Raw genomic sequence first — 17,860 nt, forward strand, 5'->3', positions numbered from 1 at the left:
ATATTTTTACCACGAAAAAAATTAATAATCATCTTCTATGAAAAAAATGTTTTCGTCATTGGCAGTAGTCGTTTTGATGTCTGCAAATGCTTTTGCTCAGAATATTCCTGTGGATACTTCTGTAAGAATAGGTACTCTTCCCAACGGAATGAAGTACTATGTAAAGAAAAATAATTTACCCGAAAAGAAAGTAGATTTCAGACTGGCAATTAATGCAGGATCTATTCTTGAGGATGAAAACCAGAGAGGGCTGGCTCACTTTATGGAGCACATGAACTTCAACGGAACAAAAAATTTCCCCGACAACAAATTAGTCGACTTTCTACAGTCCATCGGGGTAAAATTCGGACAGCATTTGAATGCTTACACAAGTTTCGACGAAACGGTTTACATGCTTCCTGTACCTTTAGACAAGCCGGGAAATCTTGATGCAGGTCTTAAAGTAATGGAAGACTGGGCATTCAACGCAACACTTTCAGACGAGCAGATCAACAAAGAAAGAGGCGTTGTATTGGAAGAATTAAGATTGGGGTTGGGTGCAGACAAAAGAATGTCAGAGAAGTATCTTCCGAAACTATTGTACAAATCTCAGTATGCCGACAGACTTCCGATCGGGAAGAAAGACGTATTGGAAAACTTTAAGCCAGATGTCATCAGACAATTCCACAAAGACTGGTATAGACCAGATTTGATGGCGATTGTAGTCGTAGGAGACATTAATGTAGATGAGGTTGAAAAGAAGATAAAGGATAACTTCGGTAAATATAAAAATCCGTCTAAACCTAGAGAAAGAAAAACGTTTGATATGCCAAACCACAAAGAAACGTTGGTGGCAATAGAAACAGATCCTGATGCTACAAGCTCAATGGTACAGTTTACGATGAAAGATTCTGAAGCGTATCAGCCGGATGTTACAGTAGAAAAATATAATCAAAGTCTTTTAGAGCAAATTACCTCTATGATGCTGAACAACAGATTGAGTGAATTGGTAAACTCTACCAATCCTCCTTTCACTTACGGTTCTGTATATCACGGTGGAACGTATGCCAGAAGTAAAGAGGCTTTCCAGGGATTTGCAATGGTGAAAGATGGAAACCAGCTGAACGCTTTGAAAGTACTTCTGGAAGAAACGGAGAGAGCAAAAAGATTCGGGTTTACCCAAACTGAATTAGACAGAGCAAAAGCTCAGATGTTATCTAATGTGGAGAGAACGTACAACAACCGTGACAAGACGGAAAGTGATATGTTGGTAGACGAATATGTAAGAAACTTCCTGGAGCAGGAACCAATGCCGGGAATTGCCTGGGAATATGAAGATACTAAGAAGTTTTTACCTTCTGTAACGTTGGCTCAGACGAATGAAGTGATCAAAAAGTTTGTAAAAGACGATAGCAGAGTAGTGGTGATTACAGGTCCTAAAAAAGACAATATTCAAATGCCGACAGAAGCAATGGTATTGAATACTTTTGAAGGGGTAAAAATGGCAGATCTTAAACCTTACGAGGAGAAAGCAACGATTAAAAATTTAGTAAAACCATTTAAATCTGAAGGTAAAATTGCTAAAACTGATACCGATGCTAAATTAGGAACTACAACTTGGACATTGAGCAACGGAGCCAAAGTTACTTTCAAGAAAACCGACTTTAAAGATGATGAAATTGTTTTCACAGCAAGAAGTATGGGAGGAAGTTCATTAATTAATGATGCGGATTTTAATAAAACGCAGTTTGCATTTGCCGCTTTATCTGAAGCAGGTGTCGGTGGTTTTTCAAAAGCTGATCTTACGAATTATTTAGCTGGGAAACAGGCAAGCGTGAATCCTATGGTGGGTCCTTACTATGATGGTATTTCCGGAAGAACCAATAAAAAAGATCTGGGAACAGCAATGGAACTGGTCTACGCTTATTTCACAGGACTGAATTATAATCCTGATGCATTTAACGCTTATAAAACAAAGCAGTCTGCGATGTTGGATAATTTATTATCGAATCCGCAGTTCTATTTCTCAAGTGAGCATGCAAAGTTTTTGAATCAGAAAAACCCAAGATTCATCGGGATTATCCCAACAGAGAAAGATTGGGCGAATACAGATTATAAAAAAGCATACGATATTTATAAGGAGAGATTTGCTAATGCAGGAAACTTCCAGTTTTATTTTGTAGGAAATATAGATGAAGCAACGTTTAAAAACGAAGTGTTGCAATATATCGCAAGTTTACCATCTACAGGGAAATCTTCAAATTTCAAAGATACAGGTTACAGACAGATGACCGGAGATTACACGAAAACCTACAAAAAAGGAAAAGATCCTAAGAGTATGGTATCAATTTCTTATGCCGGAGAAACTCCTTACAATGAAAAGGAAGCACTGGCTTTAGAAGCGTTGGGTGAAGTGGCTACTATCAAGGTAATTGAAAAACTAAGAGAAGACGAAAGCGGAATCTACGGTGGTGGAGCAAGAGGAAGCATGAATAAAGTGCCTTATAGTACGTACAATTTCAGCATCAGTTTCCCTTGTGGTCCTGAAAATACAGATAAGCTGACGAAAAGTGCTATCACAGAACTTCAGAAGTTAATCGATAAAGGTCCTGAGCAAAAAGATCTTGATAAGTACAAAGAAGGAGAAATGAATGACTACAGCACCCAGATGAAAGATAATATGTTCTGGATGAGTAATCTTACCAAAAACCAACTGGACGGAACCGATAAATACGAGATCTTAAATTATAAAGAAAAAGTACAGGCTTTAACGGTAAAAGATCTTCAGGATGTAGCGAAAAAATATCTTACAAAAGGTAGAATTGTAGCGACATTGATGCCGGAAGACGGTTGGGAAAATGCTAAAAAAGAAGAAACTCAGAAAGTGGGTGCTGCCCAATAAACCAGTACCTTTATTTTAAAATAAAACCCGCCCCGTGAATTTACGAGGCGGGTTTGTTTATTTTAGTATTTTAAAACTTAAAGCTTTAAAATTCTTCAACCTGATTAAGAACCATATTCTTTCTTCCATTCCTCGGCAACATCGCTCAGAACCTCATAAAATTCTTCACCATATTTTCTGATCAACGGAGTTTTCAGGAATTTGTAAACAGGAACCTGTAATTCTTTTCCTAATGTACAGGCATCACTGCAAACGCTCCATTCATGGTAATTTAATGCTTTAAAAGTAGAATATTCCGTTACACGAATAGGGTAAAGATGGCAGGAAATCGGTTTTTGCCAGTCGACTGCACCATCTTCATACGCTTTTTCAATTCCACATTTTGTAATTCCTCTCTCGTCGAAGGTTACGTAAGCACATTCCGCATCTTCAATCATCGGGGTTACGTACATTCCGTCCATAGGATCGGTCGTCCATGTTCCTTGTTCGTCTAATGCTTTAATTCCGGCTTCAGTTAGATAAGGTTTAATTTTATCGTAAATATTATCTAAAATTACCAGTTCGTCTTTATCCAACGGAGCGCCTACATCTCCTTCCACACAACATGCACCTTTACATTTTGAAAGGTTGCAAACAAACTCTTCAGAAAAAATATCTTCGGAGATCAATTTATCGTCTATCTGAATCATAATCTTTTTTAAAATAAATCAAAGTAAGTAACGGCTTTAAAACCGATTAAACTAAAAATAATCAACCATAAGCTCACTTCCTGCATCCAGTATTTGGGTAGGAATTTCAACATTCTGCTGATGATAATCGTGGCAGGAAAAGCAAGAAGAAGCAAATATTCATAACTGTTATTCATATACAGAATAATAGTAACCAGCTGTGCCACCGAAAAAACAAGTAAAAATGTGTATTTGTACCTGCTTATCGGGCTCTTTTTATTATAATTTTTAAAATGGTCGTAAAGGGCATACATTAACATGACAACGATCGGGATTAATGGAATAAGATCGGTATAATCCATCACAAATTTCATTTTACCAAAAGGGAAATAATCAATATTCCAGGTTGTAAAATCAATGAACAGCATCACCGAGAAATAACTGAACGCAATCAGAATGATTCCCAACAGGAATCTGAAAAGGTTAAGAGTAATTCTTTCTGAAGTGGCAATCACGTGGATGATTACAAAAACTGCCATTGGCCAGGTCGTAGGCAGAAAAATAAAATTTAATGCTACAATAGATCCTACCAAAACGTAAGATTTCTTTCTGAGATCTTCATTTGTACTCGTCAGAAGAAGCAGAAGAAAAGAATTGGTAAGCAATGAAACGGCAATTCCGATATCTATACTTCCGGGATATAATCCGAAAATAAAAAATGTATAGAGAAATAAAGGCAGATGAGTTTGATAATTAAGCGCAATGCTGTGAAAACAAAAATACCCTAAAGCAATTCCAAGAAAAGTAATTCCCGCAATAATAGCTTCATAAGTGTTGAAATTCAATATGTTAAATATTAATACTACTAAAAGAAGAAAACCAATATAAACAGGGATTGAAAAAATATTGCTTTCTTTTGAAAGTAATTTAAACATTTTTTATAAATTTGTACAAAGTTAATTTAAAAAAGGAAAATAATGACGTCTTTCTTTCTATTCTTAAGTAAAGTTTTCAAAGCATCTTTTGGGTTTTTTGAAACTTTTGGCAATGTATTAAACTGGGTTTTGTTTATCGTTTGCTGTGTAATGTTCACTTATTGGTGTTACGTTCTAGTGGTAACATTAGGTGGTGATAAAGATAAAGACTACTTATCTCCAACGGAAGGGAAGAACCCTTACTACGATCCGAATATCTACAAAAAAGAAGGTTAATTAATTGGTTATATAGTAAAAAGCCGATCAAATTTATTTGGTCGGCTTTTTTATAATAACGATTAAATTTAATTTCAAATTAATCATGAATCGGAAGTACCAGAACGGGAATATTAGAGTCTTTCGTAATTCCTTTTGTTAAGCTTCCTACAAAGACATCATAAATTCCGCTTCGCCCATGAGACCCCATTACTATGAAGTCAGCCTTTTTATCTTGACTGTGTTCCAGAATTATATCTTTAGCGATGCCTTGTTTAAGTAAATGCTCGCAATCTACCTCATACGCCAGAATTCTTTGTTGAATTTTGTTCAACTGAACTAATTCTTCCCGAATTTCATTCTCCTCAACTTCCGGAAAATATTGAAATCCCATATCACCGATAGCAAAGCCAATATCTGAAGGTGCAACATGAATTAAAAAAATTCTGCCATTTACCTGTTTCGCAAATTTTACAGCGCCCTCTACCAGCTGCTCTGTTTTATCCCCAAAATCTACGGGCAATACAATATTTACCATAACCTTTAATTTTGTTTACTAAAGATAGGAAAATTATGCCAAAGAATATGTTAAAATACTTATAATACTGAGATGATTTTAATCAATCAAATCAAATAAGAAGATTAAAATTTTTCGTCTTATATTTATAAGATTCTGATGTCAAGAATTTTTTCATCTTCAAGATAAGCCTCCAGAATATCATTTTCTTCAACTTTTCCTACGCCTTTTGGGGTTCCCGTGAAAATCAAATCTCCAACTCTCAAAGTAAAATATTGTGAAACAAAAGCAATAATATCATCAATGGTGAAAATCATATCTTTTGTATTTCCATCCTGAACTTTATTTTTGTTTTTTAGCAATGAAAAATTCAATGACTCAAGATTGTAATTATCTTTTTTAAAGAAATTTCCGACCACTGCCGAACCGTCAAAACCTTTAGCCAATTCCCAGGGTAAACCTTTAGATTTAAGCTCACTCTGAAGATCTCTTGCCGTAAAATCAATTCCCAACCCGATTTCTTCATAATGTTTATTCGCAGTCTCTTTTTGGATATATTTTCCGCCTTTTGAAATCTTCACAACAACTTCCAGTTCGTAATGAACATCGTTTGAAAATTCAGGAATATAAAAATCATTTCCTTTTAAAACCGCAGTATCCGGCTTCATAAAAATCACCGGACTTTCAGGAATTTCGTTTCCTAATTCTTTAGCGTGTTCGCCGTAATTTCTTCCTATGCAGATTATTTTCATAATTTCTATACTTTATATTTAATGCACAAACTCGTTACCACAATAATAACAAACAAACTTATGGCTAGATAAAATTGAAACGCCAAAAAAGCTCGTTGCACTATCGTCTCTGTAAATATGATTTGATCCGCATTTTGGGCAGACAAAATCAAACGGTGGATTTTCAATCGTATGTTCTACTTCTAATGAAAATTCTTCATTTTCTTTGTAATCCTGCAAAACCTGATTTGCTTTTTCCAGATCTTCGTCGAAAACCTGCAGCTGAATTCCGCCAACAGCCTGAGAAAGCAACCAATCCGACTGGATTAGCTGTTCGTTTGCTATAAAGCTGTTGATGCCGTTTTCAGCCAATATTTGTTTGTCCCGATTGGCTTGAAGAGCCGTTTCGTAAAATTTAAATTTAACCAGCTCACTCATCGTTTAAAATTTGCTTGATAATTGTATTTTTGTAAAAACTTTCTTTGTGTATAAAGGGAAATCAGCACTTTGAAGCCATCCGTAATATCCAAGATCTTTCTGGAAAACAGCTTTTACTTTCTGACCTTTATATTTCCCGAAAGCAAATATTTCCTGTCCGCTTTCATCAAAATGAATCATCCCTGCAAGATCTGCAAATTTGTTTTGAGTAGAAAAAGTACTCAGTTCTGCAATTTCATTCGGAACATCATCATATCGTCCCACCTGTGCATCCAAAACTTCAAAAGTTGCCATCACATCAGCTTCTGCAGAGTGCGCATTTTCCAACGTTTTCTCACAGTAGAATTGATAAGCAGCCCCTAAATTCCTCGGCTCTTTTTTAAAGAAAATCGTCTGTGCATCCACTAACTTGAATTTACTCAGATCAAAATCAAAATCAGCACGAAGCAATTCTTCAGCCAATAAAGGAACATCAAATCGGTTAGAATTAAAACCTCCTAAATCTGTACCACTAATCATTTCCATTACTTTTGGAGCGATTTCTTTAAAAGTCGGGGCATCTTTTACATCTTCATCATAAATTCCATGAATTTGACTCGATTCTAACGGAATTGGCATTTCAGGATTTACTTTCCACGTTTTGCTTTCTCTTGAAGCGTCAGGATTTACTTTTAAAATACAGATTTCAACAATTCTGTCTTTTCCAATATTGGTTCCTGTCGTTTCTAAATCAAAGATACAAAGCGGTTTATATAATTTTAAGTTCATTTTTTTAATTTGAAGTATATGAATTTAATAGTGCAGATTCCTAATTTAGCTTCTGACATCTAATTTTTATATTTAAAGTTGTTTTTGAAAAATAACGGAGACTAATATATAATAAATAACCAGCATCGGAATTCCCACGATCTGAAATATCGCTAAAATAGCAATTCCTCCTCCTAACAGTACAATTTTGGAATAATTATCCTGAATTTTTTTCGATTTAAATTTCATTGCCATCATTTTAATAGGGCTGATTAAAAGCCATGAAGTGAGAATGGTTAATAAAACTAATAATGAAGCATTCTCAAATAGAAAGCTGAAAGCGTTGGTTTCTTTAAACGCATAATATAAACCAAATAATAAAACCGTATTTGTGGGTGTATTTAACCCTTTAAAATAATACCGCTGTTCTTCGTCAAGGTTAAAAATAGCCAATCTTAGGCATGAAAAAACAGTAACTAAAAGTCCAATATATTTAATATCAAAGAATAAATTGAATCCTAAAATTTCACTTCCGAAAGGTTCAAGAGCTTTAAACATTGTTAGTCCCGGAATGACTCCAAAACTTACCATATCTGCCAGAGAATCTAACTGAAGCCCTAAATTAGAGTTTGATTTTACTGCTCTGGCGACAAATCCGTCAAAAAAATCAAAAATCGAACAAAGGATAAGGCAAATTGCCGTTGTCTGATAATCGCCTAAAATAAGATGAATAGCGCCAACGCAGCCCGCAAAAAGGTTTCCCAGCGTGAGTAAGTTGGCGAGATTATTTTTAATAAAATTCATAACGGCAAAATTACTGTTTTTAAAAATTATGACTTAAAATTTTATGCACTAAAAAATACATTACTATGAATTTGATGTAAATTTGCGTCATGAAACTTTTTAAAGAATTTAGAAAACAGGAAGTTCTGGTATTATTATACAGAATTTTTTTAGCATACTTTTTTTATCAGATTGCAAGATTTTTGTTCTGGTATTTCAACAGAGGATTGATAAAAATAGACTCTGTATCAGATTATTTCAGTCTTTCCTACCACGGAATTGCTTTTGATACGACTGCGATTTTGTATGTCAATGCGCTTTTTATTCTTTTAAGCCTTATTCCGATTATCATTAATACGAAAAAAGTCTATCAAAAAGTTCTTTTCTGGATCTATTTTATTACCAACGGAATTGCGTATGCCATGAATTTCGGCGATTTTGTTTATTTTAAATTTTCCCAGACAAGACTGACTTCGGCAGCATTTCAGGTGGCACAGCACGAATCGAATATTTTTAAAGTTTTTACGGCTTCGATTATACAGAATCCTTTTATTTTAATAGGATTTGTAGCGTTTATGTGGCTTTGGATTTTTCTGTATAAAAAAGTAAAAGTTACCGAACGAAAACCTGAAAAACTGGTTCCATATTTTATTTGGTCGATTGTAACGCTTTGCATAACGGCAGTTTTGGCAGTTGGAGGCATTCGAGGAGATTTTAAACACAGTACAAGACCAATCAATCTGGTAGATGCCAACCGTTTTGTGAAACTTCCTCCCCAGGGAAATGTTGTGCTGAATAGTACGTTTTCATTTTTCAGAACATTAAATACGAATAATTTTAAGGAAGTTCATTTTGTGGATGAAAAATTTATTGATGAAAATATTCAGCCTTATAAAATTTACGATAGAAAAGTTACCAACAAACCTAATATTGTTATTTTCATTGTGGAATCTTTTGGAAGAGAATATTCGGGAGCTTTTAACAAAGACAAAAATATTAAGGATTATGTTTCTTACACACCATTTATTGACAGTCTGGCGGGGCAAAGTTTAATTTTTCCTAATACTTTTGCGAATGGAAGACAGTCTATCCATGGGATGAGTTCTGTTTTGGCAGGCATCCCGAGTTTGACGGATGCATTTACAAGTTCGCCTTATTCCAATCAGAAAATCCAGTCCATTGTTTCTGTTTGTAATGATATGGGATATGATACCTCTTTCTATCACGGTGCTCCGAATGGTTCGATGGGATTTTTAGGATTTGGAAATATTTTGGGTTTCAAACATTATTTTGGTAAAACAGAATATAATAATGATAATGATTTTGATGGAATGTGGGCCATCTGGGATGAACCTTTTTTACAATATTTTGCTAAAAATGTAGGGAAGAAACAACCTTTTATGACAACGGTTTTTACGGCTTCGTCACATCATCCGTTTAAAATTCCTGAAAAATATAACGGAAAATTCAAAAAAGGAAAAAATCCGATGCATGAGCCAATTCAGTATACAGATTATGCGATTAAAAAGTATTTCGAAACAGCGAAAAAACAACCTTGGTACAACAATACGATTTTTGTTTTCACCGGAGATCATACCAATGAAGTTTATTATCCGGAATATGAGAAAATAATGAACCGTTTTGCCGTTCCGCTTATTTTTTATTCTCCCAATCCTGAATACAATTTGAAAGGAGTTAATGAAGAGTTTGCCCAGCAGATTGATATTTACCCGACGCTGGCAGATTTAATTGGTTACAATAAGAAAATAAGAAGCTGGGGCAGAAGTTTAGTGAGCGAAAAAAAATATGCACCAATTATCGCTAATTCAGATGGAACAGTTGAACAGTTTATTATAGGGAACTATATCTACCGTTTTGATGGCAAAGAAGTAGTAGGAATTTTTGATAAAACAGATCTGGGATTGGAAAAAAATCTGATGGATCATCTTAAAAATAATCCGGAAACAGAAAAAGGCGAGCAGATTGCAAAAGCCTGGTATCAGGATTACATGAATAAAGTAGTTAACAGAAAAATGTATTAAGTTAAAGGGATTTTTTGCTGATCAGTTTTTGGTACATCTCTTGTAATATATGTGTCGGATAATAATATTTTTTGTTTATCTCAAATTAATTTATACTTTTAGCAGTAAATAGATAACGAAAATATTTTATCTTAATTAAAACTATAGGAAATATGAAAAAATTATTATTAACATTCGTGCTTTCTCTTTTTGGAGTATTATCATTTGCCCAGATTGAAGGGAAATGGAAAACCATTGATGATGAAACGAAGCAGGCAAAATCTATTGTAGAGATTTATAAAAAAGGAGATCAATATTATGGGAAAATTTCTCAATTATTGGCAAAACCTGCTAATCCTAACTGTATAGAGTGTAAGGATGACAGAAAAAACAAGCCATTGTTAGGTTTGGAAATCATCAGGGGTTTGGAAAAAGATGGCGATGAATTCACAGGTGGAACTATCACAGATCCTAAAACAGGAAAAACTTACAAATGTACGATCACAAGAAAAGGAGACCTGCTTAATGTAAGAGGATATATAGGAATTTCTTTAATGGGAAGAACACAAACTTGGCAGAAAGTAAATTAAGCAAAGTTTAAATAAAGCTAATAAACGGCATTTCATTTTAAATGAGATGTCGTTTTTGTTATATGTATAATAAAAAATCACTATTTTTGTACTCTAAATTTTTCAAATAAATATGGCAGAATATACTTTTCGTGAGGTAATTGCACAGGCAATGAGCGAGGAAATGCGTAAAGACGAATCCATCTTTTTAATGGGGGAGGAAGTTGCAGAATACAACGGTGCATATAAAGCTTCAAAAGGAATGTTGGATGAGTTTGGTGATAAACGTGTAATCGATACACCAATTGCTGAGCTTGGTTTTACTGGGATTGCTGTGGGAGCTGCAATGAATGGTAACAGACCGATTGTAGAATATATGACTTTCAATTTCTCTTTGGTGGGGATTGATCAGATTATTAATAATGCTGCAAAAATCCGTCAGATGAGTGGTGGGCAGTGGAATTGTCCTATCGTTTTCCGTGGTCCTACGGCTTCTGCAGGTCAGTTGGGAGCAACACACTCTCAGGCTTTCGAAAACTGGTTCGCAAACGTACCGGGTCTTAAAGTGGTCGTTCCTTCGAATCCTTATGATGCGAAAGGGTTATTAAAAACTGCTATTCAGGATAACGATCCTGTAATCTTTATGGAATCTGAGCAGATGTATGGTGATAAAATGGAAATTCCTGAAGAAGAATACTATTTACCAATCGGAAAAGCAGATATCAAAAGAGAAGGAACAGATGTTACTTTGGTTTCTTTCGGAAAAATCATGAAATTGGCTATTCAGGCTGCTGAAGATATGGAGAAAGAGGGTATTTCTGTTGAGGTTATCGACCTTAGAACAGTTCGTCCTTTAGATTTCGATACTGTATTAGCGTCTGTTAAGAAAACAAACAGATTGGTTATTTTAGAAGAAGCCTGGCCATTTGGTTCTGTATCTTCAGAAATTACTTATATGGTACAGCAAAAAGCATTTGATTATTTAGATGCGCCAATCAAGAGAATTACAACTCCTGATGCACCTGCACCTTACTCCTCTGCATTATTTGCAGAATGGTTCCCGAAACTTGAAAAAGTAAAAGAGGAAATCAAAAAAGCGATGTACGTTAAATAATTTAATGATTATAGAAAAAAACTTCCGAAAGGAAGTTTTTTCATTTATTATATCCATCAATAAAAAGTCAAGGGTATGCAAATTTGATCTAAATTTGCGCACTTAAATAAATTAGCTGATATGGCAGAAGTTACAGGAAGCGGTGATCATTTTGACATCAAAAAGCTTTCCTTCATTGGGGTATTAGTGTCTTTAGGCATTGTTTTTGGGGACATCGGTACTTCTCCACTTTACGTAATGAAAGCGATTGTGAATGCCAGAGGAGTAGGCAGCAGTATGCCCTTCAACGAATATATAGAAGGTGCGCTTTCTTGTATTATCTGGACGCTTACTCTTCAAACGACTATAAAATATGTTATTATCGCCTTACGGGCAGATAACAAGGGAGAAGGGGGAATCTTAGCTTTGTTTTCTTTAGTGAAAAATCTAAAAAAAGGATGGCTGTATCTCATTGCTATTGTTGGAGCGGCGGCACTTATTGCAGACGGGGTAATTACACCTTCGCTTACGGTAATGTCAGCGATTGAGGGGCTTGAAATTTATAATCCGCATACACCTGTAGTTCCTATTACTATTGGTATTCTAATCATTATTTTCGTAGTCCAGCAATTCGGAACAAGCTTTATCGGAAAGTTTTTCGGACCGGTAATGGTAGTTTGGTTTTTGGTTTTAGGAGGATTGGGAGCATCTCATTTGAGCGAAAATTTAGAAATATTAAGATCATTTAATCCTTATTACGCTTATAAGCTTATTGCAAATTCGCCAAGTGCCATTGTTATTTTAGGAGCTGTTTTCCTTTGTACAACTGGGGCTGAAGCGCTTTATTCAGATTTAGGACATTGCGGTGCAAAAAATATCAGAGTAAGTTGGGGATTTGTTAAAATAATGTTGATTTTAAACTATTTAGGACAGGGATCTTGGCTTTTATCCAATTATGGAAAACCGGGGTTTCCATCTATCAATCCTTTCTTTGGGATTATGGAAGAATGGATGATTGTACCCGGAGTAATCATGGCAACGGCGGCCGCAATTATTGCCAGTCAGGCTTTGATTACAGGTTCTTTTACCATTTTCTCCGAAGCAATGTCATTGAATTTGTGGCCGAATCAAAAAATCGATTACCCTTCCGGGGTAAAAGGGCAAATGTATATTCCGAGAATTAATTGGGGATTGCTTATTTTATGTGTTATCGTAGTCCTGCACTTTAGAGAATCGGGTAAAATGGAAGCTGCGTATGGGCTTTCAATTACTGTCACGATGTTGATGACGACAATTCTATTGCTGTTCTGGTTACTGAAACGTAGAGTAAATAAAGTTTTTATTCTTGTTTTTGGATTAGTATATATGTCTATAGAATTAGGCTTTTTTAGTGCAAACATCATTAAATTCTTCGAGGGAGGTTGGATTACAGTTATTTTGGCAGGATTCATTGGAGTTTGTATGTATGCATGGTATAATGGAAGGTCTATCAAGACAAAATTTATCAAATTCATTAAGCTGGATAAATATATTCCTATTATTAAGGATATGAAATTGGATGAAACGATTCCGAAGTATGCAACGAATTTGGCTTATTTAAGCAGAGCTAGAAGAAATGATGAGATAGAATCAAAAATTATTTATTCCATTATTAAAAAACAACCGAAAAGAGCAGATCATTATTTTATATTAAGTATTGTTAATCAGGAAGATCCGTATACTTTTAAATACGTTGTGGATGAGGTTCTTCCGGGCACAATTTATAAGATTAATTTCATGTTAGGTTTTAAAATCGACAGAAGAATTAATGATTATTTTGATATGGTGCTAAGGGATTTAATGGCAGACGGTACTATTCCTTCCAGAAGCAGCCACCCTTCGTTACGAGCTCATAATATTTCTCCGGATCTGAAATATGTAATTATAGATAACACCTATATCAATGATATTCTTCTTACGGTAAAAGAGAAAATTATCATGAATATCTATAATTTTGTTAAATATATTGGGAGTGATGATTTCAAAGCTTGGGGTATAACTTCACACAACGTAGTCGTGGAATCTGCGCCTATGACTGAAGACTGCGTTGGTAATTCAAGAATCGAGCAATGCGAATTTATTCGTCATAATGGTTAAATTCTTTAACATATCGTTACAATATTTATTTAAATAAAAATCGGTAAATTTGTAGATAATTTTTTTGATGGATACTGTACAAAAAGAAAAAAATATTGCATTAATTAAAGATGTTTTAAGAAACTATTTGCTTGAAAAAGGGTTCAGAAACACACCGGAACGATATACAATATTAGAAGAAATTTATAATATGGATCATCACTTCAATGTAGATGATCTGTATTTATTGATGATGCAGAAGAAATATCATGTTTCCAAAGCAACAATTTATAATACAATCGAGATTTTCCTTGATGCGGGCTTGATCCGTAAACATCAGTTCGGGGAAAAAACATTAACATCTTCATCTTACGAAAAATCGTATTTTGATAAGCAGCACGACCATTTGGTGATTTATAAGAAAGATTCTGATAAAGAAATCGAAGAAATCATTGAGTTTTGCGACCCAAGAATTCAAGGGATAAAGGAAGCCATTGAGGACGCTTTTGGCGTAAAAATTGATTCTCATTCGCTGTATTTTTATGGTACTAAGAATGACTGATCAATGAGACTAATTTTTGTTTTATTAGTTTTTATTTCAACGTTTACCTTTGCACAGGACACTCAAAAGCCTTTGCAGAAGGATCCGTATTTCACACCGACTACACTTCCCAAGAAAAACGCTCCGCCTGCTGAAAAGGTGAAGCACGTACATTCCGATGAATTGCGAAAGGATGATAAATATGAAGGGAATAATTATTTCGTAGGAAATGTTGAATTTCAGCATCAGGGTTCTGTGCTTACTGCGGATTTGGTTATATTTTATCAGGAACAAAACTTTATCAAAGCAATCGGAAATGTAAAATTGCAAAATGCCGACGGCTCCGTAATCACTGCGGAAGAAATGGAGTATGATGGCAATACTCAAAAAGGTATCGCCAGAAAAAATGTTGTTCTTACCGATCCTAAACAAACGATCCGAACAGAAACGATGTATTATGACAAGCTTTCAAATCAGGCTTATTTTAATACAGGAGGTACGATTACTGATGGTCAAAGTACGATGTTTACGAAAGTTGCCACGTATTATTTAGATACAAAACTGATGGATTTTGTGGGCAAAGTAAAAATCGACAGCAAAGATTATATTATCGAAGGTGATAATATCAAACAAAATCAAAATACCAAAGTTGCTGAGTTCTTCGGACCTACAACGATTACCAACAGAGCAAACCCAAGAAACAGAATTTACACGGAAAGAGGAACATATAGAATGAATAGCAAAGAGGCTTTTCTTACTAAAAATTCTAAGATTTTTTATAATGAAAAAATTCTTACCGGTGACGATATGTACTACAATCAGCTAAGTGGTTTTGGTAAAGCAACCGGAAATGTTACGTTGGATGATCCTAAAGAAAGAAGATGGATTAAAGGCGGATACGGAGAAATTTACGAGAAGAAAGACTCTGCAATGATGACCCAACATCCGTATGCTGTAAAAGCAATGGAAAAAGATTCTATGTACTTTGCGGCAGATACTATTCTTTCTTTTCAAAAAGTGGATGCGGTTGATATCAAAGTTAAAAAAAGTTTCCTTCGTGCTTTCAGAAAAGGACGATTTTATAAATCTAATGCGCAGGGAAGGGCAGATTCTATTGCTTTCAATGAAACCGACGGTGTTCTACACATGTTTACAAAACCGATTCTTTGGAGTAACGGAAAACAGGTGACTGGTGATAAAGTGGAAGCCTATTTTAATACACAGAGTGAAAGTATTGATTCTTTAAAAGTGATCGGAAATTCCTTTGCCATCAGTAAAGTAGATTCATTAAATATGAAAGATGAATTCAATCAGGTGAAAGGAAAACTGATGACGATTTATTATGACGGTCAAAATAACATCAAAGAAGCAAAGGTAATCGGAAATGCTCAGGCGATAAGCTATTCTGATGATGTTAATGAAAAAACAAAAGAGAAAGAAAGAATTGGGATTTCTCTTACAGCCTGCGGAATTATTGATGCCATCTTCGAGGAAAAACTCTTATATGTTGTTGCCTGTAATATCGGTGCAACTTCCGATACTTATCCCATGAGCATGATTGAACCTTCGAGGCGGAAGTTTCCGGATTTTAACTGGAATACAAAAGACAGAATTCTTAAATGGCAGGATATTCTGGTAGATACACCAAATTATGAAGAGATAAAATATGAAGCTGAAAGTACTCTTTATGATCAGGCTCAGGAAGCTGTTGAAAAAGAAAAAGCAAAAGAAGAAGCCAAAAAACCTAAACGAACGAGAAGATAATTCACAAAAATTTTCTTATCTAAAAAAATAATTTGACAAATATTCACCATTTTCTACTATTGAAAATGGTGTTTTTTTTCCTATCTCATCTGATATTGGGCTTTTTTTAATTACTTTTCATAATTATTACAATAATTTTTATCCTCAATTTTTCAAAAATTGGTGAACGCAGAATCCTTACCAGATGTGGGTTTTTGATATGTTGTTTTTATTCGTCTGTATTTTAAGGTAAAGTATTTACATATAAGTCATTAAAATTTTATTAAAAACAGATTTTTTATTTGAAATTTTATATATATTTATACAAGAAAAAGTAATTAATCTTTTATTAATATTTTGTGATTTGGTGGTTCGCTCTCCTTTGGGAGAGCGATTTTTTTATTCTATCAGGATAATTTCGGAGTTTGACTAATGTTTATTAGTTTTGCTGAAATTTCATGAAATGGAAATGCAAAAAGATTTTTTTACATATCAGGCACAGACTACAAAATTTGCAGCAGGTTTTGAAGTTGAAAAAGCAGAAGGAAGTTACATTTACGGTACAGACGGAAAGAAATATCTGGATTTTGTAGCGGGAGTTTCTGCCAATACATTGGGACATTCTCATCCTAAAATCGTTAATGCAATTAAAGAACAGGCAGATAAGTATCTTCACGTAATGGTGTATGGCGAATATGCTCAGGAAAAGCCTATTGCTTTATGTAAATTATTAGCTGAAGCAACTCCCGATCCTTTAGAAATTACGTATTTGGTGAACAGTGGTGCCGAAGCAATTGACGGAAGTTTGAAGTTAGCAAAAAGATATACTGGAAGAGAAGAAATTGTTTCATTTAAAGATTCTTACCACGGAAATACCCACGGAGCATTAAGTGTTTCAGGAAACGAAACGCATAAAAGGGAATTTCGTCCGTTGTTGCCGATGGTTTCCTTTATTGAGTTTAATAATGAGAAAGATTTCGATAAAATCACAGAAAAAACGGCTTGTGTTATTTTAGAAACGATTCAGGGAGCAGCCGGATTCTTGGTTCCGAACGACGATTATTTAATTAAGCTTAAAAGAAGATGCGAAGAAGTAGGCGCTTTGTTGATTCTTGATGAAATTCAGCCAGGATTCGGAAGAACGGGAAAACTGTTTTCTTTTGAACATTTTGGGATCGTTCCGGATATTTTGGTAATGGGTAAAGGAATGGGTGGCGGAGTTCCTGTGGGAGCATTCATGAGTTCCAGAGAAATTATGGAGAGTTTGTCTCATTCACCGAAATTAGGACATATTACGACTTTCGGGGGAAATCCATTAATTGCAGCATCAAGTTATGCAACATTAAAAGAAGTGCTGGAAAGCGGATTGATGAATGAAGTTGAAGAAAAAGAAAAATTATTCAGAGAACTTTTAGTACATCCGAAAATTAAAAATATAAATGGAAAAGGATTAATGCTTGCCGTAAATTTAAGTTCTCCCGAATATACTTTAGAAGTTGCTAAAAAATGTATGGAGAAAGGTCTTGTGGTATTTTGGCAGTTATATAGAAACGAATATCTGAGAATTTCTCCACCTTTAACATTGTCTTTAGAAGAAATAAAAGAAGGCTGTAAGATAATTCTTGAAGTTTTAAATGAAGATTAAAAATTATAATATAAACTCTTCCAGTCGAAGAGTTTTTTATCTCTAAAAAGTGGAGTTATTCTGTTAACATCAAACGTAAATAATTATTTGAAAGTCTGTGATAAATATCATGAAGATTGTGTAAAAAAGTAAACACATTTTTGTGTAATAAAAAAATTAATTTATATATTGCGGGACG

The 17,860-nt window shown here is 34.5% G+C and carries 16 protein-coding genes; 9 read left to right on the forward strand and 7 right to left on the reverse strand.

From position 1 onward, the window contains the following. The first annotated feature begins 37 nt into the window (after positions 1–37). Positions 38–2,881 (forward strand): M16 family metallopeptidase, encoded by a 2,844-nt coding sequence (locus ASG22_RS11585; RefSeq protein ID WP_055984440.1) that lies wholly within the window; start codon positions 38–40, stop codon positions 2,879–2,881. Between the two features lie 104 nt (positions 2,882–2,985). Here ASG22_RS11585 and ASG22_RS11590 read toward each other — a convergent pair whose 3' ends face one another. Then, entirely contained in the window at positions 2,986–3,570 is a 585-nt protein-coding gene (locus ASG22_RS11590) for a DUF3109 family protein (protein ID WP_055984441.1), read from the reverse strand. A gap of 8 nt (positions 3,571–3,578) precedes the next feature. After that, entirely contained in the window at positions 3,579–4,484 is a 906-nt protein-coding gene (locus ASG22_RS11595) for a DUF6427 family protein (protein WP_055984444.1), read from the reverse strand. A gap of 42 nt (positions 4,485–4,526) precedes the next feature. Here ASG22_RS11595 and ASG22_RS11600 point away from each other — a divergent pair, with 42 nt between their 5' ends. Beyond that, positions 4,527–4,760 carry a hypothetical protein gene (locus ASG22_RS11600; RefSeq protein WP_055984448.1) on the forward strand — a complete coding sequence of 78 codons (234 nt, stop codon included), beginning with the start codon at positions 4,527–4,529 and terminating at the stop codon, positions 4,758–4,760. A 79-nt stretch (positions 4,761–4,839) separates the two neighbouring features. On the opposite strand, the gene ASG22_RS11605 is transcribed toward ASG22_RS11600, so the two are convergent. From ASG22_RS11605 to ASG22_RS11625, 5 genes are all read right to left on the reverse strand, one after another. Then, on the reverse strand, positions 4,840–5,277 hold the full coding sequence (locus ASG22_RS11605) for a universal stress protein (protein ID WP_055984451.1): 438 nt from the start codon (positions 5,275–5,277) through the stop codon (positions 4,840–4,842). Positions 5,278–5,402: 125 nt separating this feature from the next. After that, positions 5,403–6,008 carry a fumarylacetoacetate hydrolase family protein gene (locus ASG22_RS11610; protein WP_055984454.1) on the reverse strand — a complete coding sequence of 202 codons (606 nt, stop codon included), beginning with the start codon at positions 6,006–6,008 and terminating at the stop codon, positions 5,403–5,405. Between the two features lie 18 nt (positions 6,009–6,026). Continuing rightward, entirely contained in the window at positions 6,027–6,425 is a 399-nt protein-coding gene (locus tag ASG22_RS11615; protein ID WP_055984457.1) for a putative signal transducing protein, read from the reverse strand. Positions 6,426–6,428: 3 nt separating this feature from the next. Next, a complete protein-coding gene (locus tag ASG22_RS11620; protein WP_055984460.1) occupies positions 6,429–7,193 on the reverse strand; it encodes a 3'-5' exonuclease in 765 nt (254 codons plus the stop codon). A 72-nt stretch (positions 7,194–7,265) separates the two neighbouring features. Continuing rightward, entirely contained in the window at positions 7,266–7,976 is a 711-nt protein-coding gene (locus tag ASG22_RS11625; RefSeq protein WP_055984463.1) for a CDP-alcohol phosphatidyltransferase family protein, read from the reverse strand. Between the two features lie 89 nt (positions 7,977–8,065). Here ASG22_RS11625 and ASG22_RS11630 point away from each other — a divergent pair, with 89 nt between their 5' ends. From ASG22_RS11630 to ASG22_RS11660, 7 genes are all read left to right on the forward strand, one after another. After that, a complete protein-coding gene (locus ASG22_RS11630; RefSeq protein WP_055984466.1) occupies positions 8,066–9,997 on the forward strand; it encodes an LTA synthase family protein in 1,932 nt (643 codons plus the stop codon). Between the two features lie 152 nt (positions 9,998–10,149). Beyond that, complete coding sequence (locus ASG22_RS11635; protein WP_055984469.1) at positions 10,150–10,566, forward strand: DUF2147 domain-containing protein; 417 nt, start codon at positions 10,150–10,152, stop codon at positions 10,564–10,566. A gap of 112 nt (positions 10,567–10,678) precedes the next feature. Next, on the forward strand, positions 10,679–11,659 hold the full coding sequence (locus ASG22_RS11640) for a pyruvate dehydrogenase complex E1 component subunit beta (RefSeq protein WP_055984472.1): 981 nt from the start codon (positions 10,679–10,681) through the stop codon (positions 11,657–11,659). Positions 11,660–11,779: 120 nt separating this feature from the next. Further along, on the forward strand, positions 11,780–13,774 hold the full coding sequence (locus tag ASG22_RS11645; protein ID WP_055984474.1) for a KUP/HAK/KT family potassium transporter: 1,995 nt from the start codon (positions 11,780–11,782) through the stop codon (positions 13,772–13,774). Between the two features lie 67 nt (positions 13,775–13,841). Next, complete coding sequence (locus ASG22_RS11650; RefSeq protein ID WP_055984478.1) at positions 13,842–14,315, forward strand: Fur family transcriptional regulator; 474 nt, start codon at positions 13,842–13,844, stop codon at positions 14,313–14,315. A 3-nt stretch (positions 14,316–14,318) separates the two neighbouring features. Next, on the forward strand, positions 14,319–16,058 hold the full coding sequence (locus ASG22_RS11655) for an OstA-like protein (protein WP_055984481.1): 1,740 nt from the start codon (positions 14,319–14,321) through the stop codon (positions 16,056–16,058). A gap of 448 nt (positions 16,059–16,506) precedes the next feature. Beyond that, entirely contained in the window at positions 16,507–17,682 is a 1,176-nt protein-coding gene (locus tag ASG22_RS11660; RefSeq protein WP_055986787.1) for an aspartate aminotransferase family protein, read from the forward strand. Positions 17,683–17,860 lie beyond the last annotated feature (178 nt).

Source organism: Chryseobacterium sp. Leaf405 (assembly GCF_001425355.1).
GTDB lineage: Bacteria > Bacteroidota > Bacteroidia > Flavobacteriales > Weeksellaceae > Chryseobacterium.